Annotated in this window: 24 protein-coding genes; 14 read left to right on the forward strand and 10 right to left on the reverse strand. The window is 70.6% G+C overall.

The window, feature by feature from the left end; all coding sequences use genetic code 11:
* Positions 1 to 94: 94 nt before the first annotated feature.
* The 7 genes from QQS16_RS41635 (at position 95) to hypE (ending at position 8251) form a co-directional block, all read left to right on the forward strand.
* Positions 95 to 1852 (forward strand): enoyl-CoA hydratase-related protein, encoded by a 1758-nt coding sequence (locus QQS16_RS41635; protein ID WP_286067840.1) that lies wholly within the window; start codon positions 95 to 97, stop codon positions 1850 to 1852.
* Positions 1849 to 2442: a hydrogenase maturation protease gene (locus tag QQS16_RS41640; protein ID WP_286067841.1), complete on the forward strand. Its 594-nt coding sequence runs from the start codon at positions 1849 to 1851 to the stop codon at positions 2440 to 2442. Before QQS16_RS41635 ends, QQS16_RS41640 begins: the two co-directional genes overlap by 4 nt.
* 119 nt (positions 2443 to 2561) lie before the next feature.
* The gene (gene hypB, locus QQS16_RS41645; RefSeq protein ID WP_286067843.1) at positions 2562 to 3326 is read left to right on the forward strand and encodes a hydrogenase nickel incorporation protein HypB; all 765 of its coding nucleotides are present in this window, start codon (positions 2562 to 2564) and stop codon (positions 3324 to 3326) included.
* Positions 3323 to 5704 carry a carbamoyltransferase HypF gene (gene hypF / locus QQS16_RS41650; RefSeq protein ID WP_286067845.1) on the forward strand — a complete coding sequence of 794 codons (2382 nt, stop codon included), beginning with the start codon at positions 3323 to 3325 and terminating at the stop codon, positions 5702 to 5704. Before hypB ends, hypF begins: the two co-directional genes overlap by 4 nt.
* A gap of 3 nt (positions 5705 to 5707) precedes the next feature.
* The gene (locus QQS16_RS41655) at positions 5708 to 6043 is read left to right on the forward strand and encodes a HypC/HybG/HupF family hydrogenase formation chaperone (protein WP_286067847.1); all 336 of its coding nucleotides are present in this window, start codon (positions 5708 to 5710) and stop codon (positions 6041 to 6043) included.
* The gene (hypD, locus tag QQS16_RS41660; RefSeq protein WP_286067848.1) at positions 6040 to 7182 is read left to right on the forward strand and encodes a hydrogenase formation protein HypD; all 1143 of its coding nucleotides are present in this window, start codon (positions 6040 to 6042) and stop codon (positions 7180 to 7182) included. The genes QQS16_RS41655 and hypD overlap by 4 nt, the downstream gene beginning before the upstream one ends.
* Positions 7175 to 8251, forward strand: a complete 1077-nt coding sequence (gene hypE, locus QQS16_RS41665) for a hydrogenase expression/formation protein HypE (protein ID WP_286067849.1) — start codon at positions 7175 to 7177, stop codon at positions 8249 to 8251. The genes hypD and hypE overlap by 8 nt, the downstream gene beginning before the upstream one ends.
* A 75-nt stretch (positions 8252 to 8326) precedes the next feature.
* Here the strand turns inward: hypE and hypA are convergent, their stop codons facing one another.
* The 8 genes from hypA to QQS16_RS41705 all read right to left on the reverse strand — a co-directional run bounded on the left by hypA (position 8327) and on the right by QQS16_RS41705 (position 15276).
* Positions 8327 to 8683 carry a hydrogenase maturation nickel metallochaperone HypA gene (hypA, locus tag QQS16_RS41670; protein WP_286067850.1) on the reverse strand — a complete coding sequence of 119 codons (357 nt, stop codon included), beginning with the start codon at positions 8681 to 8683 and terminating at the stop codon, positions 8327 to 8329.
* Positions 8676 to 8843 (reverse strand): hypothetical protein, encoded by a 168-nt coding sequence (locus tag QQS16_RS41675; protein WP_286067851.1) that lies wholly within the window; start codon positions 8841 to 8843, stop codon positions 8676 to 8678. Before QQS16_RS41675 ends, hypA begins: the two co-directional genes overlap by 8 nt.
* Positions 8844 to 8891: 48 nt before the next feature.
* Positions 8892 to 9098 carry a hypothetical protein gene (locus tag QQS16_RS41680; protein WP_286067852.1) on the reverse strand — a complete coding sequence of 69 codons (207 nt, stop codon included), beginning with the start codon at positions 9096 to 9098 and terminating at the stop codon, positions 8892 to 8894.
* A 71-nt stretch (positions 9099 to 9169) separates the two neighbouring features.
* Positions 9170 to 9766: a DUF5947 family protein gene (locus QQS16_RS41685; protein WP_286067853.1), complete on the reverse strand. Its 597-nt coding sequence runs from the start codon at positions 9764 to 9766 to the stop codon at positions 9170 to 9172.
* Complete coding sequence (locus QQS16_RS41690; RefSeq protein ID WP_286067854.1) at positions 9763 to 10371, reverse strand: NifU family protein; 609 nt, start codon at positions 10369 to 10371, stop codon at positions 9763 to 9765. Before QQS16_RS41690 ends, QQS16_RS41685 begins: the two co-directional genes overlap by 4 nt.
* On the reverse strand, positions 10364 to 12163 hold the full coding sequence (locus QQS16_RS41695) for a nickel-dependent hydrogenase large subunit (RefSeq protein ID WP_286067855.1): 1800 nt from the start codon (positions 12161 to 12163) through the stop codon (positions 10364 to 10366). The genes QQS16_RS41690 and QQS16_RS41695 overlap by 8 nt, the downstream gene beginning before the upstream one ends.
* A gap of 101 nt (positions 12164 to 12264) precedes the next feature.
* Complete coding sequence (locus tag QQS16_RS41700; protein WP_286067856.1) at positions 12265 to 13353, reverse strand: NADH-quinone oxidoreductase subunit B family protein; 1089 nt, start codon at positions 13351 to 13353, stop codon at positions 12265 to 12267.
* 261 nt (positions 13354 to 13614) lie between these two features.
* On the reverse strand, positions 13615 to 15276 hold the full coding sequence (locus QQS16_RS41705) for a hypothetical protein (RefSeq protein ID WP_286067857.1): 1662 nt from the start codon (positions 15274 to 15276) through the stop codon (positions 13615 to 13617).
* Between the two features lie 733 nt (positions 15277 to 16009).
* Between QQS16_RS41705 and QQS16_RS41710 the strand changes: the two genes are divergently transcribed.
* The 6 genes from QQS16_RS41710 to QQS16_RS41735 all read left to right on the forward strand — a co-directional run bounded on the left by QQS16_RS41710 (position 16010) and on the right by QQS16_RS41735 (position 24093).
* Complete coding sequence (locus QQS16_RS41710) at positions 16010 to 17065, forward strand: LacI family DNA-binding transcriptional regulator (RefSeq protein WP_286067858.1); 1056 nt, start codon at positions 16010 to 16012, stop codon at positions 17063 to 17065.
* Between the two features lie 164 nt (positions 17066 to 17229).
* Entirely contained in the window at positions 17230 to 18474 is a 1245-nt protein-coding gene (locus QQS16_RS41715; RefSeq protein WP_286067859.1) for a sugar ABC transporter substrate-binding protein, read from the forward strand.
* Positions 18475 to 18494: 20 nt separating this feature from the next.
* Positions 18495 to 19478: a carbohydrate ABC transporter permease gene (locus QQS16_RS41720; RefSeq protein ID WP_286067860.1), complete on the forward strand. Its 984-nt coding sequence runs from the start codon at positions 18495 to 18497 to the stop codon at positions 19476 to 19478.
* Entirely contained in the window at positions 19475 to 20296 is an 822-nt protein-coding gene (locus QQS16_RS41725) for a carbohydrate ABC transporter permease (RefSeq protein WP_286067861.1), read from the forward strand. The genes QQS16_RS41720 and QQS16_RS41725 overlap by 4 nt, the downstream gene beginning before the upstream one ends.
* Before the next feature lie 108 nt (positions 20297 to 20404).
* The gene (locus QQS16_RS41730) at positions 20405 to 22162 is read left to right on the forward strand and encodes an amylo-alpha-1,6-glucosidase (RefSeq protein WP_286067862.1); all 1758 of its coding nucleotides are present in this window, start codon (positions 20405 to 20407) and stop codon (positions 22160 to 22162) included.
* A 53-nt stretch (positions 22163 to 22215) separates the two neighbouring features.
* Positions 22216 to 24093: an RICIN domain-containing protein gene (locus QQS16_RS41735; RefSeq protein WP_286067863.1), complete on the forward strand. Its 1878-nt coding sequence runs from the start codon at positions 22216 to 22218 to the stop codon at positions 24091 to 24093.
* 394 nt (positions 24094 to 24487) lie between these two features.
* Here QQS16_RS41735 and QQS16_RS41740 read toward each other — a convergent pair whose 3' ends face one another.
* Together QQS16_RS41740 and QQS16_RS41745 are read right to left on the reverse strand one after the other, a co-directional pair.
* Positions 24488 to 24970 carry a hypothetical protein gene (locus QQS16_RS41740; protein WP_286067864.1) on the reverse strand — a complete coding sequence of 161 codons (483 nt, stop codon included), beginning with the start codon at positions 24968 to 24970 and terminating at the stop codon, positions 24488 to 24490.
* 11 nt (positions 24971 to 24981) lie between these two features.
* Positions 24982 to 25701 carry a DUF6152 family protein gene (locus QQS16_RS41745; protein WP_286067865.1) on the reverse strand — a complete coding sequence of 240 codons (720 nt, stop codon included), beginning with the start codon at positions 25699 to 25701 and terminating at the stop codon, positions 24982 to 24984.
* Positions 25702 to 25898: 197 nt separating this feature from the next.
* Here QQS16_RS41745 and QQS16_RS41750 point away from each other — a divergent pair, with 197 nt between their 5' ends.
* Positions 25899 to 26336, forward strand: a complete 438-nt coding sequence (locus QQS16_RS41750; RefSeq protein ID WP_286067866.1) for a Rossmann-fold NAD(P)-binding domain-containing protein — start codon at positions 25899 to 25901, stop codon at positions 26334 to 26336.
* The last annotated feature ends 68 nt before the right edge of the window (positions 26337 to 26404 follow it).

The raw sequence follows: 26404 nt of genomic DNA on the forward strand, positions 1-26404 counted from the left end.
GCGGGCGACCGTATGGAGGAACAGTGCGGGCGGGGGCGGCGAAACGCGGCGAGGGTCATTCCGGGCCTCGATCGAACCGGCAACACTGCCGCATATGGACATCATGCTCGTCGCGAGCGCGTTCAACAGCCTGTCCCAGCGTGTGTACGCCGAACTGTCCGACCTGGGACACCGGGTGGACGTCGTGCTCGCCACCTACGGTGCGACCGCCATCCGCACCGCCGTACGCGAGGTACGCCCGGATCTGATCATCGCGCCGATGCTCAAGACGGCCCTGCCCGAGGACGTCTGGTGCGAGCACACCTGCCTGATCGTGCATCCCGGGCCGCCCGGGGACCGCGGTCCGTCGTCCCTGGACTGGGCCATCGCTGAGGACGCGCCGCGGTGGGGGGTAACAGTCCTGCAGGCCGAGGCGGCGATGGACGCGGGTCCGGTCTGGGCCGCGGTGCCGTTCGACGTGCCGCCGGTGGGCAAGAGCGACCTGTACCGCAATGAGGTCTCCGACGCCGCCGTGGCCGCGGTCCTGCTGGCCGTGCGGCGGTACGGCGACGGCTCGTTCAAACCGCGGCCGCAGAGCGACCCGTCGTTCCATGTGGTCTGGCGCGATCCCTTCCGTCAGGAACTGCGGCGGATCGACTGGGAGGGCGACAGCACCGAGACGGTATTGCGCAAGCTGCGTGGGGCGGACACGCAGCCGGGGGTGCGCGACGAACTTCTCGGCCGGGAGGTGTTCCTGCACGGCGGGCACATCGAGGACGAACTGCGCGGACGCCCCGGAGAACTGCTCGCCACGCGCGCGGGTGCGGTGTGCCGGGCCACCCGGGACGGCGCGGTCTGGATCCCCGAACTCAGACTGCGCAAGGCCTCCGGTGATCCGGCACCGTTCCGGCGCCCGGCGGCCTCCGTGCTCGCCTCGATCCCGGTTCCGTCCCACCCGCGGGGTGGCATCCCCGGTGACCGGCCGACGTGGCTCCCGGAGGTGGCGGCTCCGCTGGATCCCGCATCCGGGCGGCGCACCCTGACCGACATCCGCTACCGGCAGCACGGTGATGTCGGGTTCCTGGCCTTCTCGTTCCCCGGTGGGGCCATGAGCACCGACCAATGCCGCAGGCTGCTCGCCGCCTACCGGTACGCGCTCGCCCGCCCCACCTCGGTGCTGGTGCTGGGCGGGGCACGCGACTTCTTCTCCAACGGTATCCACCTCAACGTCATCGAGGCCTCCGCCGACCCGGCCACAGAGTCCTGGACCAACCTCAACGCCATGAACGACCTGGTCGAGGCGGTGCTGCGCACCACCGACCGGCTGGTGGTCGCGGCGCTGGGGGGCAACGCGGCCGCGGGCGGCGCCATGTTCGCCCTCGCGGCCGACGAGGTGTGGTGCCGCACCGGCGCCGTCCTCAATCCGCACTACCGTCGGATGGGCTTGTACGGGTCGGAGTTCTGGACGTACACGCTGCCGCGCCGGGTGGGTGCCGAGACGGCCGATCGGCTGACGACGCAGGCGCTGCCGGTGAGCGCCGCGACGGCCGCCGACATCGGCCTGGTGGACCGTCTGGTGCCGGTCCCCGCGCAGGAGTTCACCGCCGAGGTGGACCGGCTGGCGATGGCGCTCACCGCCGCACCGGACCTCGGACGGCGGATCGCGGCCAAGGCGGCGGCGCGCCGGCGCGACGAGACGGCACGGCCGCTCGCCGAGTACCGGCAGGAGGAACTGGCCCGTATGCGAGGCATTTTCTTCGACCCTGATGCCCCTTACCATGCGTTGCGCTCCGCCTTCGTCCGAAAGGCGCCGAGCGGCTCGGCCCGGCCGCTGGCCCTCGTCGGCGAACCGGTCACCGGGGGCAGCCGGTGAGCTCTTCCACCCCCCTTCTCGTGGCGGGCGTCGGCAACATCTTTCTCGCCGACGACGCCTTCGGCCCCGAGGTGATCCGCGCCCTCGACCACCACCCGCTGCCGCCCGGCGTACGGGTCAAGGACTTCGGCATCCGCGGCCTGGATCTCGCCTACGAACTGCTGGACGGGTACCGCACCGCGGTGCTGGTCGACGCGGCTCCGCGCGGACACCGGCCCGGGACCCTGTCCCTGATCGAGCCGGAGCTTCCTGGAACCACCGCCGCGGCGGCCCCGCCCGAGGCCCACGGCATGGACCCGGCCCGGGTGCTGGCCCTGGCCGCGCACCTGGGCGACGGGCCACTGCCGCGCGTCCTGCTGCTGGCCTGCGAACCGCTTGTGCAGCCGACCGGCGACGAGGACATCACCGCCGGGCTCAGCGCGCCCGTACGGGAGGCGGTCGGCCGGGCCGTCACCGCGCTGCACACGATGGTCCCGGCTCTGCTCGCCGACCCAGCGGCAACGCCTGCGTTGGGCCGCCCGGAGGAATCCGCCGAGCCGTGCCCGGCCGGTCGCCCGCACGAGACGGCCGGCGGCACGCAGGATCGGTAGCGGCCCGCGGCTGGACCGACCCGGACCGCCCGGCCCGTCCGTGGCCGGACCATGCCCGACCCGGCAGGCGGTCCGAACCGCCCCGTCCAGCCCTGTCCCGACCTTGAGGAGCAGCGAGCATGTGTCAGTCCGCCGACGTCAAACAGGCCGTCCTGGCGAAGAACGACGGCCTGGCCACCGCCCTGCGCGACGACCTCACGCGGCGGGGCGTCACCGTGGTCAACCTGCTCTCCAGCCCCGGCAGCGGCAAGACGGAACTGCTCGGCCTGGTACTGGCCCGGGCGGTGCGGCGGGGTGTCCCGGTGGCCGCGCTCACCGCCGACCTGGCCACGGAGAACGACGCCCGCCGACTGGCCCGTTCGGGGGCTTTGGTGAAGCAGTTGCTGACCGACGGACTGTGTCATCTGGAGGCCCGTCAGGTACGCGGCCACCTCGACGGATGGCTGCCCGAGGACAACGAGCTGCTGTTCGTGGAGAACGTCGGCAACCTCGTCTGCCCGGCGTCCTACGACCTCGGCGAAACCCTGCGCATCGTGCTGATGGCGGTGACCGAGGGCGAGGACAAGCCGCTGAAATACCCCACCGCCTTCGGCTCCGCCCATCTGGTGGTGGTCACCAAGACAGACCTGGCCGAAGCGGCCGGTTTCGACGAGGCCGCCTTCCGCAGCCATGTGCACCGGGTCAACCCGGGCGTGGAGATCGTACGGTCCTGCGCGCGCACCGGCGACGGCGTCGACACCGTCCTGGAACGTGCCCTCGCCGTACGGTACGGCGCGCCCGAACACCGGCCTCCCCTCGCGCCCCAGTCGCAGGGGCACACCCACGAGCCCGGCGCAGATCCGGGGCATCCGCACCCGCACGCCACGTCCGCCCCCGCCACGTGACAGCGCCCGCCGCCGAGGCCGTGCGCCGTCGCATCACCGTGCGGGGAACGGTGCAGGGCGTGGGGTTCCGCCCGTACGTGCACCGGCTGGCCGCCGACCTCGCACTGGCCGGGTTCGTCAGCAACACCGCACAGGGTGTGCTGATCGAGGTGGAAGGGCCGCCCACGGGCGTCGCGGGGTTCTGCTCCCGGCTGGCCCAGGAGCCGCCGCCGCTGGCCGCCGTGACGGGTATCGGCGTGGAGGACGTCCCCGCCACAGGTGCCGCCGACGGTTTCACCATCCGGGGCACCGAGCAGTCACCGGGGCGCACCCAGCTCCCGCCCGACACCGCGACCTGCGCCGACTGCCTGCGGGAGCTGGCCGACCCGGCCGACCGCCGCCACCGGCACCCGTTCGTCACCTGCACCCACTGCGGTCCCCGCTTCACGATCGCCACAGCCATGCCGTACGACCGCGCCGCGACGACCATGGCCGACTTCCCGATGTGCTCCGCCTGCGCGGGGGAGTACGGCGACCCGGGCGACCGGCGCTTCCACGCCCAGCCCGTGGCCTGCGGGGACTGCGGGCCCCGGCTGCGCCTGGTACCCGCGGCCGGCACCGATGTCCGCCCGGCGCGGGGCGAGGATGCCCTGGCGGCGGCCCGCGGGCTGCTGGCGGCCGGTCGGATCGTCGCCGTGAAGGGCGTCGGCGGCTACCACCTGGCATGCGACGCCACCGACGAGCGGGCCGTCGCCGCTCTGCGCACTCGCAAGGCGCGGGGCGGCAAACCGTTCGCGGTGATGTGCGCCGACCTGCCGACCGTGCGGCGGATCGCCCTGCTCTCCGTCGGCGAACGGGCCGTGCTCACCAGCCCCCGCCGCCCCATCGTGCTGCTGCGCCGACGCCCCGAGCCGGACGGACTGCGGCTCGCGCCCGGGGTGTGTCCCGGCAGTCCGCACCTCGGCGTGCTGCTGCCCTACACTCCGGTGCACACCCTGCTGTGCGGACTGCCCGGGGATCCCCCCGGCCCTCGCGCGCTCGTCATGACCAGCGGCAATCGCTCCGGCGAGCCGATCGTCACGGACGACGACGAGGCCCTGACCCGGCTGGCGCAGGTGGCCGACGCCTGGCTCGTCCACGACCGCGGCATCGTCTCGCCCTGCGACGACTCGCTGCTGCGGGTACGCGCCGACGGCACCGAGCAGGTGTTGCGCCGCTCCCGCGGGTATGTCCCACGTCCGCTGCGGCTCCCGTTCGCGGTCCGCCCCGCGCTCGCCGTGGGCGGCGACCTGAAGAACGCGCTCTGCCTCGGCGACGGCGATCAGGCCTGGTTCGGCCCGCACATCGGTGACATGGGCGACCTCGCCGGCCTGGAGGCCGCCCGGCGCGCTGAGCGGCACATGCGGCGCCTGACGGGCGTCACCCCTGCACTCGTCGCCGCCGACAGGCATCCGGGCTACCACTCCACCCGGTGGGCCCGCCGCCGCGCCGCCGAGCTGCCGCAGGCGCGGCCCGCGCTCGTGCAGCACCATCACGCGCACATCGCCTCGGCGATGGCGGAGAGCGGCCTCGACGGCACCACGCCCGTGATCGGCGTCGCCTTCGACGGCACCGGCTACGGCGACGACGGCACGGTCTGGGGCGGTGAGGTCCTGCTCGCCGACTATTCCGGCTACCGGCGTTTCGCTCACCTGACCCCCGCCCCGCTGCCCGGTGGGGACGCTGCTGTCGCCAACCCCTGCCGCACGGCACTGGCCCGACTGTGGGCCGCCGGCCTGCGGTGGCAGCCCGCACTGCCCAGTGTCGCCGCCTGCTCACACGAAGAACTTGCCCTTTTGGAACGGCAGTTGGCGAGCAACGTCGCGTGTGTGCCCACGTCGAGCATGGGGCGGCTCTTCGACGCCGTGTCCTCTCTGGCGGGCGTGTGCCATCGCGCGGGCTACGAGGCGCAGGCCGCGCTGGAGCTGGAGGCCGCGGCGGCCGTCGCGTGGGAGGCGGACACGGCGGCGTACGCCTTCGGGTTCGCGGCCGGATCCGCCCCCGTGAGGTGCGATCCCGCGCCGCTGCTGCGCGCCCTCGTCGCCGACCTGCGTCGCGGCACGCCGGCGCCCGTGCTCGCGGCCCGGTTCCACCGGGCAGTCGCCGGAGCCGTCGCCGAGATCTGCCGGAGGGCGCGCCGCGACACCGGGCTGGCCACCGTCGCCCTCAGCGGCGGTGTGTTCGCCAACGGTCTGCTGGAGCAGGAGTGCACGGCACTGCTGGCCGCGGACGGCTTCACGGTGCTGCGCCACGGCGAGGTACCGCCCGGCGACGGGGGACTGGCCCTCGGGCAGCTCGTGGTCGCGGCACGGGAGCGGCACGAGGAAACGGCAATCGCACGCACCGACGAGACGGAGTGACCCATGTGTCTGGCAGTGCCCGGCAGAGTCGTGGCCATCGACGACCGTGCCGACCCGCTCACCGGGATGATCGACTTCGGGGGTGTGCAGAAGCGGGCATGCCTGGAGTACGTGTCCGACGTCCGGGTCGGGGAGTACGTCATCGTCCACGTCGGGTTCGCCCTCCAGAAGCTGGATGAGGAGTCGGCCCGGGCGTCCCTGGAGCTCTTCGAGCAACTCGGGCTCCTCGAGGAGGAGTTCGGCGACGCCTGGCAACAGGCGGCGCAGCAGGCCGGGAGCGACGCCCCGCGCGCCCCCGCCACCGACGAGCGCGGGGAGAGCGGGAGCGAGGCCCGATGAAGTACATCGACGAGTTCAACGATCCGGATCTGGCACGGCGGCTGCTGGACGAGATCCGCGCGACGGTCACCCGGCCGTGGGCGCTGATGGAGGTGTGCGGCGGCCAGACACACTCCATCATCCGGCACGGCATCGACCAGTTGCTTCCGGACGAGGTGGAGCTGATCCACGGGCCCGGCTGCCCCGTGTGTGTCACCCCGCTGGAGATGATCGACAAAGCGCTGGAGATCGCCTCCCGCCCCGGGGTCGTCTTCTGCTCGTTCGGGGACATGCTGCGGGTGCCGGGTACCGACCGGGACCTGTTCCGGGTCAAGGGCGAGGGCGGCGACGTCCGCGTGGTGTACTCCCCGCTCGACGCGCTCGAGCTCGCCCGTCGGCACCCGGACCGCGAGGTGGTGTTCTTCGCCATCGGCTTCGAGACCACCGCGCCGGCCAACGCGATGGCCGTCCATCAGGCCCGCCGCCTCGGCATCGACAACTTCAGCCTTCTGGTCTCCCATGTGCGGGTGCCGCCCGCCATCGAGGCCATCATGACGGCCCCCACGTGCAGGGTGCAGGGCTTCCTTGCCGCCGGGCACGTGTGCAGCGTGATGGGCATGGCCGAATACCCGGGCCTGGCCGCACGCCATCGGGTACCCCTCGTCGTGACCGGCTTCGAACCGCTGGACATCCTCGAAGGCATCCGCCTCGCGGTGCACCAGCTGGAGCGCGGCGAACACCGTGTGGAGAACGCCTACGCCCGCGCGGTGCGCGAGGAGGGCAACCCGGCCGCGTTGCGCATGATCGAGGAGGTGTTCGAGGTCACCGACCGGTCCTGGCGCGGCATCGGGCGCATTCCCGCCAGCGGCTGGCGGCTGACGGACGCCTACCGCGCCTTCGACGCCGAACACCGCTTCGACGTCACCGGCATCCGCACCGAGGAACCCGCGGCGTGCCGCAGCGGCGACGTGCTGCAGGGACTGATCAAGCCGGTCGAGTGCCCCGCCTTCGGCACCGACTGCACTCCGCGCACCCCGCTCGGCGCCACCATGGTCTCCAGCGAGGGCGCCTGCGCCGCCTACTACCTGTACCGCCGCATGGACGGCCCGGTGCCGGACGGCACCCGGGCCCCGCAGGAGGAGATGAACCCCGTTGGCTGAACTCGCTGACCCCTCGGCACCCGTCGACCCCGCGGACTGGACGTGCCCGGCCCCCTTGCGCGACCAGCCGATCGTGGTGATGGGACACGGGGGAGGCGGCACCCTGTCCGCCGAACTCGTCGAGCAGGTCTTCACGCCCGCGTACGGCAACGCCATTCTCGCCGCGCTCGGCGACTCCGCGGTCCTCGAGCTCGGCGGAGTCCGACTGGCGTTCTCCACCGACTCCTACGTCGTCAGGCCGCTGTTCTTCCCCGGTGGCAGCCTCGGCGACCTGGCCGTCAACGGCACTGTGAACGACCTGGCCATGAGCGGCGCCCGGCCCGCCCACCTGTCCGCCGCGTTCGTCCTGGAGGAGGGCGTGGAACTGACCGTGGTGGAGCGGATCGCGCGCGCCCTCGGCACCGCCGCCGAGGCGGCCGGGGTCACGGTGGTCACGGGAGACACCAAGGTGGTGGAGGCGGGGCACGGCGACGGCGTGTACGTCACCACCGCCGGGATCGGGCTCGTCCCGGACGGTGTGGACATCCGCCCGCAGCGCGCGCGGCCAGGCGACGCCGTCATCGTCAGCGGCCCGATCGGCCTGCACGGCGTGGCGATCATGAGCGTACGAGAGGGCATGGACTTCGGCGCCGAGGTGGCCAGTGACACGGCGCCCCTCGCCGGCCTGGTGTCGGCCATGCTCGCGGTCACTCCCGACGTGCACGTGCTGCGGGATCCCACCCGGGGCGGCCTCGCCGCGTCGCTCAACGAGATCGCCCGCATCTCCGGCACCGGTGTACGGCTGCGCGAGCGGGCCATCCCGGTGCCGGACGCCGTCGCCAACGCCTGCGGCTTCCTGGGTCTGGACCCGCTGTACGTGGCCAACGAGGGCCGCTTGGTCGCCTTCGTACCCCGCCCGGCGGCCGACGAGGTCCTGGCCGCGATGCGCGCCCACCCGCAGGGCGCGGGCGCCGCGCTCATCGGCGAGTGCGTCGCCGAGCATCCCGGCATGGTGGTGGTCTCCACCGGCCTGGGCGGCACCCGAGTCGTGGACATGCCCCTGGGGGAACAGCTGCCGCGTATCTGCTGACGCGTCCGGCACGCCGAACGGCCCTGACGGAGGGGTGACATCACCCGCACCGTCAGGGCCGTACCCGTTGTCCGGTCAGGACGGCACCGGTGCCTGCTCGACCCCGGTGATCTGGAGTTCCCGGCCGCTGCGCAGCGTCGGGGCGGGGCGGTGGCAATCCGGGCACCAGAAGAACGGGGGCATGCCCACCGGGAACTCCGCGGCGCACGGCTCGCACCAGGCGCGGGCGGGCACCTGCTCGACGACGAGCCGGGCCGCGGCGAGGGCGGTGCCGTCACGGGCCACCTCGAAGGCGAACTCGAGGGCCTCGGGCACCACGCCCGCCAGCTCACCGACCCGTACGGTCACCGCCGAGACGGACTCCGTCCCGTCCGCCCGCGCGAGCTCGGTGGCCTGTTCCACGATCGCGGTCGCGATCGACAGCTCATGCACGCCTGGCTCGGAGGGGGTTGCCGGGGCCGGGCCGGCGGAAGCCGGCCATGCGCCACAACCGGACCTCCCGCACGATTCCCGGGAACTCCGCGACCAGCAGCGCGAGAGCCGCTCCGCCGAGCACCGCCGCCTCCGCCATCACAATCCGTTTGGCGTTCATCGCCACTCCCTGCTTTCGTGTTCATCGTGCCGTGCCCGACCGCGGGGTTCAGCCCGGGGAGATGCTCGGCATGCTGTCCATGACCCTGTTGTGCCGCTTCCAGTGGATCCCGGTGGAGCGGCGCGCGTCGGCCGTGCCGTCCTCGTGGTGCCCGGGCTGGTGGTGGCGCGGGCCCCTGTTGCCCTGGTGGAGGCCTTTGACGTGCGTGGGCGTGGTGGGCTTCGCCTGGCGCTTGCCGACCTTGATCGTGCCCATGCTGTGCTCCTTTCCTCCGGTGCTCCGCCGCGGGGTCGCGGCGGTGGCTCCTGTTGTCCTTGCCACGCCGGTCACGGCCGTTCGGCCAGCCCGGCGAAGAACTCCTCGACGGCGGGCCAGACCCGGCCACCGCCGGACAGCCCCCGCCACTCCCGGCGGACGAGGGCGACGAGTCGGAAGCACTCGTCGACCGGCACGATCCAGTGGTGCCGCAGGTTCCGGGAGGTGTTCACCAGCAGCGCCTCGACCTCGGGTACCACGCCGGCGAGATCCGGACACTCCGACACCGCCTCCCGCCACGCCGAGGCATCCACCTCCCACCGGGTGGCCCCGGCCGGGCTCGGGTAGTGCGCGACGACCGTGCCGTCCTGCCGGGGCACGAAGAACGCCAGGCCGACGGGCACCCCGAGCGGTCCCGTCTCGACCGGTGGCAGTTTCACCCGCCGCTGCGGGATCAGCCGGTACTGGCCGTCGCCCGCGCCGCTGTCCGCGAACAGCACCGAGCACGCCGGGCAGGCGCACAGGGCTTCCTCGCGGCCGGTTTCGTACACGTGTCGGTGGTCGCCGGCGAGCGGTGCCGCGCACAGGTCGCACCGCTCCTCGGGGCCGCCCACCCGTCGGTCGGCGGAGGAGCGGATGAGCGCGGCCAGGGCGCCGCCGGCGGTCACGTGGATCCCTGCGGCGCGGCGGGTCGGCGCATCAGTGAGTCGACGGGCACGAACGCGGGCTGCCGGGACTCCGTCTCCGGCACCGTTTCGACGCTCGTCAGCTCCGGTGCCACGGCGAGCACGGCCTCCCGTACGGCTTCCTCGACCCCTGTGGACGCCGAGCCGCACCCGGAGCCGCAGCCGGCGGTGCGCAGCCGCACGCGGGCAACCGGTCCCTCGACGCTGTCCAGCGTCACGTCGCCGCCGCGCTCCCGCACGGCGGGCCGCAGCCGCTCGACGGCACGGGCGGCGCGGCGATCGGGTGGTTCGGGGTGCAGGTCGTGCAGCACCAGCAGGTGGCCGAGGAGCTCGTCCTCGGTGAGACGCTCGGCCAGGGCGGCGTCCGCGTGGTCCAGCACCCGGGCGAGCGCCTCGCCGTAGACCTCGGTGAGCACACGGACGGCGTCGATGGCCGTCTGCGCCATGGGCCCGGGCGCGATCTGCACCTTCTCCAACAGCTCGTCGATACGGGCGATCCGCGCCGCCACCTCGCCGTCGTCCAGCCTGAGGGCCGGCCCGGCGCCCTCACTCGGTTCCGCGACCGCCGCGGGTGCGGGCTCAGTCATGGGACGCCCCGTAGGTGGGGGAGTGCATGGTGGTGAGCGTCTTGCCCTTGCCCAGGTACATGTGCACACCGCAGGGCAGACAGGGGTCGAAGCTGCGCACGGTGCGCATGATGTCGACGCCCTTGAAGTCGTCCGGCCCGTTCTCCTCGAAGATGGGCTGGCCCTGGACGGCGTCCTCGTACGGGCCGGGGGTGCCGTAGCTGTCACGCGGGCTGGCGTTCCAGGGGGTCGGCGGGTACGGGTGGTAGTTGGCGATCTTCTTGTCCTTGATCACCAGGTGGTGCGAGAGAACCCCGCGCACCGCCTCGTGGAAGCCGACTCCGACGGCCTCGTCGGGCACCTCGAAGTCCTGGAACACCTTGGTCTCCCCGGCGCGCATCATCTGCATCGCCTCCTCCAGGAACTGGAAGGCCATGGCCGCGGCGTAGGCGACGAAGTACGGCCGGGCACGGTTGCGTTCGATGGTGTTGCTCCACTGGGGGATCTGCCACTCCAGAGTCGTCTCCGGCAGCTTCTCGCTCTTCGGCAGCGAGATCCGCACGCTGTGCCCCGTGGCCTTGATGTAGGGCGTGTCGACCAGCCCGTTCAGGGCCGTGGACCACAGCCGGGCGAGCGGGCCGCCACCGGTGTCGAGGGCGAGGTGGGAATCACTCTCCTTGTGATACCAGCGCGGGCTCATCACCCAGCTGTACTTGGCGTCGAAATCGCGCTTCTGGGGCACCGGGACGGTGGTCTGGTTCCACGGGTGGCGCATGTCGACCGGGTTGCCGAGCGGGTCGTGGGTGACGAAGGGCTCCTGGCGCTCCCAGTCGTCGTAGAAGGAGCTGCCCAGCAGGATGCGCATGCCGAGGTTGATGTCGACGAGGTTGTTGGTGACCAGTTTGCCGTCGACGATGATGCCCGGGGTGACGTACATCGCCTTGCCCCAGTGGTTCATGTTCTCGTAGCGGTAGTCGACGACGGCCGGGTCCTGCCAGGCGCCCCAGCAGCCGAGCATGATGCGCCGACGGCCCACTTCTTCGTACCCGGGCAGCGCCTCGTAGAAGAAGTCGAAGACGTCGTCGTTCAGCGCCACGGCCTCCTTGACGAAGTCGATGACCCTCGTCAGGCGCGACAGGTAGTCGGTGAAGGTGTTCGGCTGCGGCATCGTGCCGACGCCGCCGGGGTACATCGTCGACGGATGGACGTGGCGCCCCTCCATCAGACAGAACATCTCACGGGTGATCCGGCTGACCTTCAGGGCCTCCCGGTACACCTCACCCTCGAAGGGGTTGAAGGCACGCATGATGTCGGCGATGGTCCGGTAGCCGTGGATGTCCCCACGGGGGGCCGGGGTCCGTTCGGCCCGGGCCAGCACACTCGGGTTGGTGGCCTTGACCATCGCTTCGCAGAAGTCGACGAAGACGAGGTTGTCCTGGAAGATCGTGTGGTCGAACATGTACTCGGCGGCCTCGCCGAGGTTGACGATGTGTTCGGCCAGCGGCGGCGTCTTGATGCCGTAGGCCATCTGCTGCGCGTAGTTCGAGCACGTGGTGTGGTTGTCGCCGCAGATGCCGCAGATGCGTGAGGTGATGAAGCCCGCGTCGCGCGGGTCCTTGCCCTTCATGAACACCGAGTAGCCGCGGAAGAGGGACGAGGTGCTGCGGCACTCCACCACTTCCTGGTTGGCGAAATCGATCTTCGTGTAGATGCCGAGGTTGCCGATGATCCGGGTGATCGGGTCCCACGACATGTCCACGATCTGCGGAGCTTTTCGCTCGGTGGCCCCGGCCCGGTCCGCGGTTGTGGTCATGTGCGTTCCTGTTCTCGCTGCGCGATGCGTCGGACGGTTGGAGTTGGAGAGGGGAGCGTGCGTACGCGGGTGCGGCCCGGCAGGAGCTGCCGGGCCACAGGTCACGGGCGCCAGTAGGGGTCGTAGCCGGAGGTGAGTTCCTGCTTGTTGTGGTGCCACTTGGGTTCGCGGTTGACGACGGCGTTGGTGATGCCGCGCATCCTCCGGACGAAGGCCCCGTAAGGCTTGATCATGAGGGAGGAGAAGCTGCCGCCGGGCGGTTCGTCCATGAACGGCATGAACGCGTCGGGGAAGCCGGGCATGGTGCAGCCGATGCAGATGCCGCCGACGTTCGGGCAGCCGCCGAGGCCGCCCATCCAACCGCGTTTGGGCACGTTGCAGTTGACGACGGGGCCCCAGCAGCCCACCTTCACCTGGCACTTGGGGGAGTTGTAGTCCCGGGCGAAGTCGGCTTGCTCGTAGTACGCAGCGCGGTCGCAGCCCTCGTGCACGGTCTTCCCGAACAGCCACTGCGGGCGCAGCATCTGATCCAGCGGGGGCGCCGGGGCGGCTCCGGCCCCGTGGTAGAGGACCCAGAGCAGGGTCTCCATGAAGTTCTCCGGCTGGATCGGGCAGCCGGGGACGTTCACGATCGGGAGGCCGCCCTGCGACGTGAAGTCCCAGCCGAGGTAGTCGGCCAGACCCATGCAGCCGGTGGGGTTGCCCGCCATCGCGTGGATACCGCCGTACGTGGCGCAGGTGCCTGCGGCGACCACCGCCCAGGCTTTGGGGGCCAGCCGGTCGATCCACCAGTTGAGGGTCAGGGGCTCACCGGTCTCCAGGTCGTTGCCGAACGACGTCCAGTACCCGTCGCCCTCGATGATGTTCTGGTTCGGGATCGAACCCTCGATGACCAGGATGAACGGCGAGAGTTCGCCGCGGGCAGCCGCGCGGTACGGAGCGAGGAAGTCCTCGCCGCCGAGACTCGGTGAGAGCACCTTGTTGTGCAGGTTCACTTTTGGCAGGCCCGGGATGAGTCCGAGGACCAGGTCCTCGATGGCGGGCTGGCCGGCCGCGGTCAGCGACACCGAGTCGCCGTCGCAGCTCATCCCTTCGGAAATCCAGAGGATGGTGATCTCGTCGAAGCCGTCACGCGCCTCGGCACGGCTCGGCTCGGTGGCAACGTCATGCGTGCCGCTGTCGATGGTCATGTCGTCAGCCTCCGCTGCAGTCGGTCCCCGAGTCGGTCGTACGCCGCGGCCGACGGCCCGCTGAGCGCGGGTGGACGGTCCCGGGTGTGGGGGTGCGGTCGGACCGGTGCGGTCCGTCCGTCGTCGTGGTGGTCGTGGACCAGCTGCTCGCCCTCGGGCCGCAGCCGCGTGGCGAGCGGGCGGGTTCGCTCTTCCGGTGCCGGGCGCCGGGACAGCCTTCGGAACAGCCGGTCGGCCGTCCGGTGATCCGGTGCCGCGATTTCAGGCAGGTCCATGGGGCCGCCTCTTTGCCGGCCCGCCGGCCGGCTGCTCGGGCCGCTCCCGCGGCGGCCGGGACGGCTCGAGCGGCTTCGCCCCACCCGCGGTGTCCGGGGACATCGGGGCCTCCAGCGGCTCGAGTTCGTCGGGCCGGAAGTAGTGGAAGCGGCCGTACCAGCCGTTCAGTTCGGCCGCGGGATCGCCGTCCACTGTCAGGGCGAGGTGCACGCTGCCGTCCACGTCGTGGAAGACGGCCGCGACCTGCGCGGTCCGTCCGGCCAGGAACATGTCCTGGGCGTCGGTACCCCGGCCCCGGGGGCGGAGCCGTACCCGGCTGCCGGCTCCCAGCGGTACGCCGTCCACCGACACCGTGTCGGTCGTGGGCGACAGGCCGTCGTCGGCGCCCTCCTGCCACCATGCGAGCCGGTCGGCCCTCGCCGCGGACGCGGGTCCCGGGGAAGTCGTGGGCGCGGCGGCCGCCGCGGAGGGGGCGGGATCCGACGGCGCGGCATGGGTCAGTGAACGAATGGTGCCGTGCAGCCGGGCGAAGACCTCCGGGGGCATGGCCTCCACCCGGTCCAGGATCCGGGCGGCACGTGGGTCGGTGGCGCGCGCCTCGCGCTTCTCCTGGTCGGTCAGCAGCAACGTGCGCAGCGTCAGGATCTCGTCGATCTCCGCGGCGTCGTGCAGGTCGCCCGGGCTCTCCGGCGCCACCTGCGGGCAGTCGGACAGGATGATCGGTGCGGAGATGAGGGTGGGACCACAGGCCCCGTCCGGGGTCCCTCCGGGGCTTTCACCCGGGGCGTCCTCGAGTGAAAGCCCACCCAGGACGGGGAAGGTGAACGCGTTGTGGCACTCTCGGGCGTGCTCGCGCAGGCCCGAGGGCGGGTCGATCAGCGAGACGAACTCCACGCCGTCGCCGCCGACGAGCGTGTGCGTCGCGATGAGCGCGTCACGCAGCGCCTCATCGCGAACGGCCCGTGGGTCCGGTGCCGTCCCTGTGTTCTCGGTACGGATCCGAAGCCGGCAGACGTCGTCCCCGAGCCGCTCGGCGATGACGGTCGTTCTCGCCCGCACGGCGGCGCGCCGCCGTACCACCCGACCGAGGCCACCGGGGAACTCTTCGATCTCCTCCCCGGCCGGTGAGCCGACCAGAACGGCGGACTCCTGCCCAAGCAGATCGTCCAGACGTACGACGAGTTCCGTCTCGCGCGGTACCGCCTCGTCGAAGGTCAGATGCAGTGTGCCGTCGTCCGCGCGCAGCGACTCGACCGGACGGTGCCTGCCGTCCTGGCCGGCCTCCTCCACCTGCTTGTGCTGCATCTGCAGATACCGCACCCGCACGCGCACCACCGCCCGCGGCTGCCGGACCCGTAGCAGGCACTCGGTCCGCTGGTACCAGGAGTCGGCGGATCCCGAGATGCCGGGAGTCACCACCCCCTCCCGCTCCACCCAGTCACGCGGGAAGAGCACGCCGAACTGCCAGCGCACCCGGTTCTTGGGCGACGAGCGGCGGTAGGGGTAGAGCAGGTAGCCCTCATACAGAACGGCGTCGGCAACCGCGCTCAGCTGACCGAAGTCACGCCCTGGGCTGCGCGAGGCCACGCACGCATCCGCTGTTGCGACAGCGCACGCGACGTCATCGTCGACTCCGCCCTGCGGCATTCCGCCTCCTCTGATCCGGAACTGAAGACAACTCCTCCGATACCATTACATTCCCCACGTATTGGTGCTCGCCCACACACGGCGGGAATTGGGCTGTTCGGGGATCCAGGGGCACCCAAGAGGCCGGTCGCAGGGAGCCGGGCCTACCGGCTTACGCCGTCATCGTCGCGCCGACCGCGCCGACCGCGCCGATCATGCGGACGGCGACCACGGGCCCAGGAGCGAGACGTCCGGCCGGGAGCTCCGGGCGACGGCATGACGACCGGGACAACGCTTCTCGTCCGGCAACGTTCTCCAGTGAGCGGGTGCATGGGGGCCCTTCGGAGACGCCCCGATGGACGTGTGACGTCTCGATGGCGGTCATGGCCCCTCGATGCTTTGTCGAACCGGTTCGGGGAAGCTAGCATCGAGGAAACCGGCCAGCAATACCCCCGACACGAATCTCTTCGGCCGCGCACGGCCGCCCGCCCTGACGGGGTCAGGGCGCCCAAGTCCGTCGAACCCGGCTCCTGACCTGCCCGGTGAGCGGAGGTACGCCGAGGTAGCCCAGGCGCCAGACCACCGCACGCTGACGTTTCCGGGCCGTTACGAAAAATTCGGTACGGGACGTTGACACCCGTCCGGGTTACTCCTACCTTCACTTCACGCGAACCGGTTCGACGGCCACCATCTGGCCGATTTCCTTCCCTGGAATCATCGAACCGGTTCGACCGATCTCGGCAAGGAGCCCCCCGTGAACATCGGTGAGATTGCCAAGCGGGCCGGTGTCTCGCGGAGCACCGTGTCCTACGCGCTGAGCGGGAAGCGCCCGGTGTCCGAGGACACCCGGCAGAAGATCCAGCGGGTCATCGACGAGCTGGGCTATCAGCCCAACGCGAGTGCGCGGGCCCTGGCCAACGGCCGGACCAACACCATCGGTCTGGTCTTCCCGCCGGCCGGGAACCACTACACCGGCATGCAGCTGGATTTCATCGGCAGCGTCACCGAGGCCGCCGCGGCCTACGACTACGACGTGCTGCTCTCTCCGAGCGGTGTGGACAGCGACCGCTCGTTCCAGCGGCTGCTGGGCGAGCGGCGGGTCGACGGTGCGATCCTGATGGAGATCCGGCTGCAGGACGACCGGCTCGACCACCTCACCGCGGTGGACTTCCCCTCCGTCGCCATCGGCCGCACCGCCCACCCGGAGGGCAGCTGGTGGGTGGGCCTGGACCACACGGCACTGGCGGCGGCCTGTGTGCACCACCTGGCGGACCTGGGCCACCGTCGGGTGGCCTTCGTCAACCGGCCCGAGCAGCTCCTGCGGGCCGGGTACGAGTCCGCCCACCGGGGGCTGGACGGGTTCACCAAGGCCGCGGCGGAACGTGGGCTGACCGTCCGGACGTACTGCTGTGGGGACGACGCCGCCGCGGGCCTGGCCTGTCTGGAGCGGATCCTGCACGACGAGCCCGCCACCACGGCCCTCGTCACGTTGAACGAGGCCGCGCTCGGCGGCCTCTACCGTGGGCTTGCCCAGGCCGGCCGACATGTACCGCGCGACTTCTCGGTCACCGGGGTCGTGGCCAGCCGGTGGGCGGAGACGGTGACCCCGCAGCTCACCGCGGCGGACGTACCGGCGGAACAGATGGGCCGCCTCGCTGTCGAGCTGCTCGTCGAGCGGCTCGACCACCCCGGCACACCGGCCCGGAATCACCTGCTCGCCCCGCCGATCTCGTTGCGGGCGAGCACCGCCCCTGTCGGCACCGGGCCCGCCGACCCGGCTCCGGACTCCGGCACCCCCATTCACCCCTGACCATCCGCCCGCACCACTCCCTTTCACCCTCCGCACCCCATACCGGCCGGCTGAGCAACTCACCGCCCGGGTTCGGCGAGCCCAGCGGCCCCCGATCACCCCTCCCAGGGCACACCCGTGCCGATCCCAGGGCACACCTGTGCCAAAACCCATGAGGACACGCCATGAACCGATCTGCCAGACGGCGTCTCACCGCCGCAGTCCTGACCGTCGTCACCGTCACCGCCGGCGCCACCGCGTGCTCCTCCGGCTCAGGCGACACCTCCACGAAGGCCGCGGACGGCGGTACGTACACGATCTGGGACCCGTACCCGCAGTTCAACAGGGGCTCGGCGTGGGCGAAACTGCTGGACGACTGCGGCACCAAGGCCGGAGTGAAGATCAAGCGGACCGCGTTCGACACCAGCGACCTGACGAACAAGGCGCTGCTCGCGGCGCAGCAGGACAACTCCGCGGACGTCCTCATCGTCGACAACCCGGTCGTCTCCACCCTGGCCGAGGCAGGAGTGCTGACCACGACCGACGACAACAAGATCGACACCTCTGCCGTCGACGCCAACCTGCTCGGAGCGGGTCAGTCGGGCGGGAAGACGTACGGCACGCCGGTCGGCGCCAACACCCTCGCCCTCTACTACAACAAGGAGGTGCTCAAGGAAGCCCGCGTCGACATCGAGTCCGTGAAGGACTGGGACTCGCTGACGGCGGCGCTGGCGAAGGTCGAGAAGGCCGGGAAGAAGGGCATCACCTTCTCGGCGATCGGAACCGAGGAGGGCAGCTTCCAGTTCCTGCCGTGGTTCTGGGGCTCGGGCGCCCAGCTCACCGACATCGGCTCGGCCGAGTCCGTGTCCGCGCTGTCGCTGTGGAAGAACTGGCTGGACGAGGGCTACGCCCCCAACTCGGTGATCAACAACACCCAGACGACCAGTTGGCAGGAGTTCGCGAGCGGCGACTACGCGTTCGCCGAGAACGGCACCTGGCAGCTCGCCAACGCCGAGAAGGCCGGTTTCGACTACGGGGTCATCCCCGTCCCCGGTGCCGACGGCGGCAACGCGGCCGCCCCGACCGGCGGAGAGTTCGTCACCGTCCCGGTCCAGGGAGAGACCGGCCGCTACGCCACCTCACAGAAGCTCGTGACCTGCCTGACCAGCACCGACAACCTCCTCGCCACCGACACCACCCTGTCCTACGTCGCCCCCACCACCGAGGTCCAGGACAAGCAGGTCGCGGCGAACGCCGAGCTGAAGCCGTGGGTCGACGCGGTCAAGGCGGCCAAGGGACGTACGAGTGACGACCTCGGCACCAAGTACCCGAAGATCTCCGAGCAGTTGTGGAAGGCCGTCCAGTCCGCCCTCAGCGGGTCGGCGTCGCCGAAGGACGCGCTCGGCTCGGCTCAGTCGGCCGTCAAGTAACCAGCGCCAGAGGCCCGTTGATGAACCGCACGACGCAAGCGCAGGACCCGCTGGCGGCACGCGAGGGGAACGGGGCGGCCGCCGCCGCTCCGCCCCCTGCCCGCGCCACCACGCGACGGCGTCCCACCTCCCAGCAGTGGGTCGCCTGGGCATTCCTCGCCCCGGTCACCCTCTACCTCGCCCTCTTCTACGCCTATCCCCTCTACCGCAACATCGACCTGAGCCTGCGGAACTACACCGTCCGCTCCTTCGTCCAGGGCGACGCGCCGTTCACGGGCCTGGCGAACTACCGGGCCGTCTTCGACGCCCCGACGTTCGCCCCCGCCCTGCTGCACACCGTGGTGTTCACCGCCGTGTGCCTGGTCTTCCAGTACGCGATCGGCCTGGCGCTCGCGGTCTTCTTCCACCAGCACTTCCGGCTCTCCGCGACCCTGCGTGCCCTGTTTCTGGTGCCGTGGCTGCTGCCGCTGATCGTGTCGGCGTCCACCTGGTCGTGGATGCTCAACAGCGACTCCGGCATCGTCAACGCCGTACTGCACGCCGTCGGCATCGGTCCGGTGAACTGGCTGACCTCGCCGTCCTGGTCGCTGGCCTCGGTGATCATCGCGAACGTCTGGATCGGTGTCCCGTTCAACCTGGTGGTGCTCTACAGCGGTCTGCAGTCCATTCCCGTCGGTCTGTACGAGGCGGCGGCTCTCGACGGGGCCGGCTCCTGGCGGCGGTTCTGGAGCATCACCTTCCCGCTGCTGCGCCCGGTGTCCGCGATCACCCTGCTGCTGGGCCTGGTCTACACGCTCAAGGTCTTCGACATCATCTGGATCATGACCAAGGGCGGTCCCGCGGACTCGTCCACCACCTTCGCCACCTGGTCCTACCAGCTCGGCTTCGGCAACCTGCTGCCCGCCTTCGGCCCCGGAGCGGCCGTCGGGAACCTGCTCGTCGTCGCCGCCCTGGTCTTCGGCCTCATCTACATGAGGGTCCAGCGAAAGCAGCAACTGTCATGAACCGAAGCAACCGTACGGGTTGGAAGACGGCCATCGGCCTCCTGCTGACCGCGGTCATGCTCTTCCCGGTCTACTGGATGCTGAACGTGTCCCTCACCCGCGACCAGGACATGCGCAAGAGTCCACCGGACCTCTTCCCCGCCCACGCCACCCTGGAGGGCTACCGGGCCGTCGTCGACCAGCAGTTGCCCTACCTCGGCACCAGTCTCGTCATCGGCCTGGGCACCGTGGCCCTGACCCTGGCCCTGGCCGCACCCGCCGGCTACGCGCTGGCCAAACTGCGCCCGTGCGGCGGCGGCATCCTCAACTTCGCCCTCCTGGCCGCCCAGATGATCCCCGGCATCATCATGGCGATGGGCTTCTACGCCATCTACCTCCAGCTCGGCCTGCTCCAGTCCGTCCCCGGCCTGATCGTCGCCGACTCCACCCTGGCCGTCCCCTTCGCCGTACTCATCTTCACAGCGTTCATGTCCGGCATCCCCGGCGAACTCCTCCAGGCTGCCAAGACAGATGGAGCCGGACCGCTGCGCACCTTCTGGTCGATCGTCCTGCCGATGAGCCGCAACTCGATCGTCACGGTGTCCCTGTTCGCGTTCCTGTGGTCCTGGTCCGATTTCATCTTCGCCAGCACCCTCGCGGCCGGTGGCACCCACCAGCCGATCACCCTCGGCATCTACCAGTACATCGGCAACAACAACCAGGAGTGGAACGCCATCATGGCCACCGCCGTCGTGGCCTCGCTGCCCGCCGCGGTCATCCTCGTCCTCGCCCAGCGCTACGTCGCCGCCGGCGTGACCGCCGGCGCCGTCAAGGACTGACACCGCACCGCCCGCACGCAGCCGGCCTCTCCATGAGCCGCCGTGCGAGCGCCGTCGCCCCACCAGGCGGAACGCCGCCCCCTCCGCTCAAGAAATGAGTGCCGCTTCATGACCGCCGCCCCATCCGGCACAGCCTTCTCCGTCCACGACATTCCCTTCAGCACGCACGGCTCCTGGTTCGGCATCTCTCCCGTGCTGGCGGAGAAGACGCGCGCCGAGGACCTCCACCTCGTCTCACACCAGAACGGCATGCACGCCGTCCTGCGCCTCGTCCCCCTCGGCGCGGCGACGGGCGAGCGGGCCGAGACCCGCGTCGAGGCGACACCGGGCCTGCTCAACTGGACCGGCACGGACGGGCGCATCGACCTCGCCTACGAGTCGCCGGACACCGTGCGCGTGCATGGCACCGGTCTCGGGTTTGGCATCAGCGCCGCGGCACACACCCTGACCCCCTTCAGCGGCACGTACTTCTACCGCGACCCGGCCACCGAGGCGCACGTGTTCACCTCCTACGAGACCGGGCGCCGCTACCGGATCACCGTGCTGTCCGGCACGGTAGCCGACGTGTCCGGTGCCCAGGCCCTGGGCGCCGGTGACCGCGGTCTCACCGTCACCGCCGCGGTCGACGGCTCGTGGGAGGTAGCGGTCGAAGAACTCGACAGTGCGCGACAGCCCTACCGCTCGTCGGCGGCGTTCGGCGAGGTCGTGGAGGCCGCGCGGCAGTCGTTCGCGGAGTTCGTCGACACGGTCGCCCCGTGGCGCTCGGCCGCCACCCCGGCCGCCGAACTCGCCGCCTACGTGGTGTGGTCCGCGACCGTACGCCCGGCGGGTCTGGTCACCCGCCCCGCGGTGCTGATGTCCAAGCACTGGATGGACAAGGTGTGGAGCTGGGACCACTGCTTCAACGCCCTCGCCCTGGCCCCCGGATACCCCGGCCTCGCCTGGGACCAGTTCTCGCTGCCCTTCGACCACCAGGACGACAGCGGCGCGCTGCCCGACTCGGTCACCCACTCCGAGGTCCTCCACAACTTCGTCAAACCCCCCATCCACGGCTGGGCCCTGCGGCAGCTGCGTCAACGGCTTCCGAAACCTCTCGGCCGGACCGAACTGGCCGAGGTGTACGAGAGAGTGACCCGCTGGACGGACTTCTGGCTCACCGCACGCCGCGCCCCCGGCGCCGCGTTGCCCCACTACCAGCATGGCAACGACAGCGGCTGGGACAACGCCACCACCTTCGACCCCGAACGCGTGATCGTCACCGCCGATCTGGCCGCCTTCCTCATCCTCCAACTGCGTGAACTGGCCGACCTGGCCGCCGAACTGGACCGACCCGACGACGCCCGCGCCTGGACGCGTACGGCCGATGCGACCCAGGCCGCGATGCTCGACCAGCTCTGGACCGGCGAGCGGTTCGTCGCCCGTGGCATGGACAGCCAGGACACCTGGAGCAGCTCCAGCCTGCTCGACCTGATGCCCATCGCGCTGGGCGAGCACCTGCCCGAAAGCGTCAGCAGCGTGCTGGCCGACCGTATCGAGGCCCACCTGACCCCGCACGGCCTGGCCACCGAACTTCCCACATCGCCGCACTACCTCTCCGACGGCTACTGGCGCGGCCCGATCTGGGCCCCCGCCACGGTCCTCGTCGAGGACGGCCTGCGCCGCTCTGGCCACCAGCGCCTGGCGGACGAGATCAGCGCCCGTTTCCGCGCCCTGTGCGAGACCTACGGGTTCGCGGAGAACTTCGACGCACTGACCGGGGCGGGTCTACGCGACCGTGCCTACACCTGGACCGCCAGCAGCTACCTCCTTCTCGCCGAAGCCCACGAACTCCGGCGCGCCGCACCCGCCGAGGCAATCGGCGGGTGAACATTTCCTGGGCCGAACCGCGCCCAGGAGCACCCACCCTCGGGAGATCCGCAATGCGCTCACTCAGCCTTCTTCCCCGGCTCAGACGCGATCCCGGACGTACTGGCACGGCAGGCCGTCGTTTCCGTACGTCCACCGCGCTCGCCGCACTGTTCGCGTCACTCGCGGCCGTCGCTCTGCCCGGCACCGTGGCGCAGGCCGCCGACACCACCGTGACCGTGGACTTCGCGACCGCCGGGGGCGCCCCCGCCTACAATGCCTCGGGCACGATCTACGGGATGACCGAGGACGGTTCACTGCCCGCGGAGCACTTCTACAAGGACATCAAGTGGAAGCTCATGCGGGCCGGCGGTGCACAGCTGGACAACCCAGGTGGCTGGGTCGCCGGCAAGTACGACCGCCGGTGGAACTCCACCCTCGCCCAGTACCAGCGCACCAAGGCACTCGGCGGGACCTTCGTCATCCTGCCGCACGACCTGTGGGGTGCCGACGGGACCACCAGCCCCACCTTCCCCGGTGACAACGGCGACTGGTCCCTCTTCGACTCCTTCTACGACCGCCTCATCGCCGACGCGCAGGCGGCCGGCATGACCGACATCCAGTGGGACATCTGGAACGAACCCGATTGGACCCCGTTCTGGGGGCGGACGCAGGCCCAGTACCTGGAGATGTGGAAGCGCGCCTACCAGAAGATCCGTGCCGCCTTCCCGGGCGCTGTCGTCGTCGGCCCCAGCACCGCGTTCAAGCCCGCCTCGAACGGCTCGGGCTGGTGGAACACGTACCTGGACTACGTCAAGGCCAACAACGTCGCGCCGGACATCTACAGCTGGCACGACCTGCCGGGTGACCCGGTCGCCGACGCGGGCGCGGTGAGGTCGAAGCTGTCGGCCCGGTCGATGACGACGAGTCGTCCGTTCCAGGTGAACGAGTACGGCAACACGGACGAGCAGAACCCCGGGCGTGGCGGCTGGTACATCTCGCGTCTGGAGCGGGCGGGAGCGGACGGTCTGCGCGCGAACTGGGCCTCCGCCGGTAACCTGCACGACTTCCAGGCCAATCTGCTCACCAAGACCGGCAGTCAGTACCTGCCGTTGGGCGAGTGGTTCCTGTACCGCTACTACGGCTCCCAGAGCGGCAACATCGTCAAGGTCACGCCGGGCACCGGCACCGACGGCCTGGCGACCAAGGACAACACGGCCAAGAACGCGAAGATCCTGCTGGGCAGCAACAACAACACCGGCAATGTGACCGTCCGCCTGGACCGTCTCGACGCCACCTCCGTCGTGGAGAACGGGCAGGTCCGCGCGATAGTTCAGCGCGTCCCGAACAATGGCGGTGGCGCCGTGACCGGTCCGGTCACCGTCTCCGACCAGAACCTGACGGTCAGCACCAACTCCGCCTCGGTCAACGTTCCGTGGACGGACGCCAGGGACGGTTACACGGTCACCTTGCTTCCGCCGTCCAACACAGCTGTCTCCACGGTCGCGGTCTCCCAGCACAGTGGGCAGTGCCTGGATGACACCAACTTGTCCACGGCCAACGGCACGCGGTACCAGCAGTACCACTGCGAGGGCGGCTACCAGCAGATGCTCGACTTCAAGCCGGTGAGCGGCAAGCCGGACACGTACACCGTGGTCAACCAGCACAGCGGCAAGTGCCTGGACGTCAACAACGCGTCCACCGCCGACGGCGCCGCCGTCATCCAGTGGACCTGCAGTGGCGGCACCAACCAGCAGTTCACGCTCCGCCCGGTGACCGCGCTCGGCAACAGCCAGGACTATCAGCTCGTCGCGGCCCACAGCGGCAAGTGCGTCGACGTCAGCCAGATCTCGACCACACCCGGTGCGAAGATCCACCAGTGGACCTGCGACCCCGCGGGCGCACTGGACACCAAGAGGAACCAGATCTGGCGCCTGCTCGGCAAGAACTGACACCTCACCCACCCTGTGGGGTCCCCGGCGGCAGCCGAGGAACCCCACAGGTCGGTACCGACTCAAGGTGATACACGCGGCAGTGAGTGGGGCTGTGCCGATGCGCCGCCGGTCTGTCTGCCGTGTCGTCGACGGTTTCGGGCACGCCCGTGACGTAACGACACCGGGCACGGGCGGGCTCGGGACCTTCGCCGTCTTCACACACCCAACAACGTGACAGTGCCTCAGGAGGATGTCGGCGGCCCGCTGCGCGTGGTGCAGTTCGTCCCACACGCCAGCATCGTTCCCCGCGGTCAGGCGCCGCCGGTGTGCGTCCCGTACGGTGACGCCGTCGACGTGGGTGGAGACGAGGCGGCGGCCGTGCGAGCTGTAGGATCGAAGGCAGCTCTGGCGGTCAGGTGTAGGCCAGTAGTCTCCCGGCGATCGTGACACCTGACCACGAGGTGAGGGAGACGACCGCGGCGAGGCGGGCGGCGGCAGGTGTCGGCTGGTCCGTGTCCCAGTCGGCCACGCTGCGGTAGGTCCGCCGATGGAAGATCAGGATGTTCAGGCCTGCGAGCAGGATGAGGCCGAGCTTCCAGGGAGCACTGCCACGGTCGGCGATGAGGCTCGCGCCGGGCAGGAACATGGCCACACCGGTGACTGCCGCGATCACGAAGCCGAGGTGCGACAGGCGGAGGAGGTAGGTGGCCGCGGTCGTCACCCGCAGTGCCCCCCGACCGAGCCCCAGCAGCCGGAGATCGAAGGCTGCTGCCGGGCCGATCAGGAGGGCGATGCTGATGATGTGGACGCTCTCGAGCATCGGATACAGGTAGGCCGTGCCACGGACGGACTCGGCGAACCAGCTGTCCTCCAGCCAGGAGAAGACATTGTCCATGACGAGCGCCCTCACGCCCGGCGCGACCGGGCGCGCAGGTAGAAGGCTCCACCTGCGACGACCGCGACCAGTACGCCACCGACCGTGGCCCACACCGCCATCGGGGATGTGTCGTCGGAGTCCGCTGAGGCAGACGGGGACTCCTGGTCGGCGTCAGCGGCCGGTGCGTCGTCCTCCGGATACGGGACCGGCAGCGGCGTCGCCGGCAGCTCCTCGTTGAGCACCTGGTTGACCGGCTTCCCGTCCTCGACCCAGAACACGACCGGACGGAACTCGTCGTCATGACTCCTGCCGACGTAGCCGACGGCCTCGATCCGCTCGCCGTCCTCGAGTTCGCGGTCGAGGCCCCACATTCCTGTGAAACTCGGCGGTGCGATGGTGACTTCCAGCTGGTCGTGAGAACCGCTGTAGGACGGTGCGGCGTTGATCGGGTCGCTGTCGGCGGCGTCCCGCAGCCCGTCAGGCAGATCACGCTCGGGCGTGTCAGCGGGTAGATCTCTGTCGATGGTCACGGTGAAGTAGGAGTGCGGCTCGCCCCAGCGGACCTGCGAGACGGTGCCCGCTATGTAGTGGGGGCGGTCGGTGTCGAAGTCGTCGAATCCGTGATGCGCCTGAGCGGCACCCGCCGAGAACAAGATGAGCATCGCCGCGGAGACCAGGGACGCCGTCGCCAGCCTGACGCGACGAATGCTGGTGCCGGCCAGCGGTGCCGCGATCGTGATGAAGCGCATGCCGAATCGATCCTTCCAGAGGGCTTGGGGTGTTCGGCGTCCAGCGAACCTCCTCTCGCGGGGCAGAAGGGAGTCCCTGTCGTGGGGTGTACTGACAGAGCACCCTTCAGCGGGGGCTGCGGCCCGAACTTCGGGCCACTGAGTACGGCGCGGGGAACGCGGAGACCCTGAACGTCAGCTCCCCGTCTCCATACCTCGTGACGAGCCTGGTCGATGCTCCCCAGCAGTCGATCTACCTCACTTCCGACCTGCACCTGGGCGGCGGCCTCGAGCTCGACGAGCTGCGTGAGGGCGGCACCGACGTCACTTACGACGACAGCAAACTCCAGATCCGGACGCTTGCCATGGCCGTCGCCCGGCGTTGTTCCGGGGTCCGCGTCAACGCGGTGGCCCCGGGCTGGGTGCCGACCCTGATGGGGTTCGCCAACGGCCCGTACGCTCCCGACGACCTCCGTGCCGGCTACATGACCCAGGTCTGGCCGGCCGAGGGCAGCGAGCCTGCGAGCCGAGGATCCGGCGGATTCTTCTTCCACCGTGAACCGGAGGATGACATCCATTCCTCGGTCCACGACGCCCACGCGCAGGACGGGCTGCTCGACGCCTACCCGCAGCGCACCGAGGTCACCCTGAGATAGACCCGGTGTGCCGGTGGGCCCCGAAAGGCGCCACGCGGGTCCGGCTGGGGAGTGGGAGAACGGCACGC

The sequence above is a fragment of the Streptomyces sp. ALI-76-A genome (assembly GCF_030287445.1).
Lineage (GTDB): Bacteria > Actinomycetota > Actinomycetes > Streptomycetales > Streptomycetaceae > Streptomyces.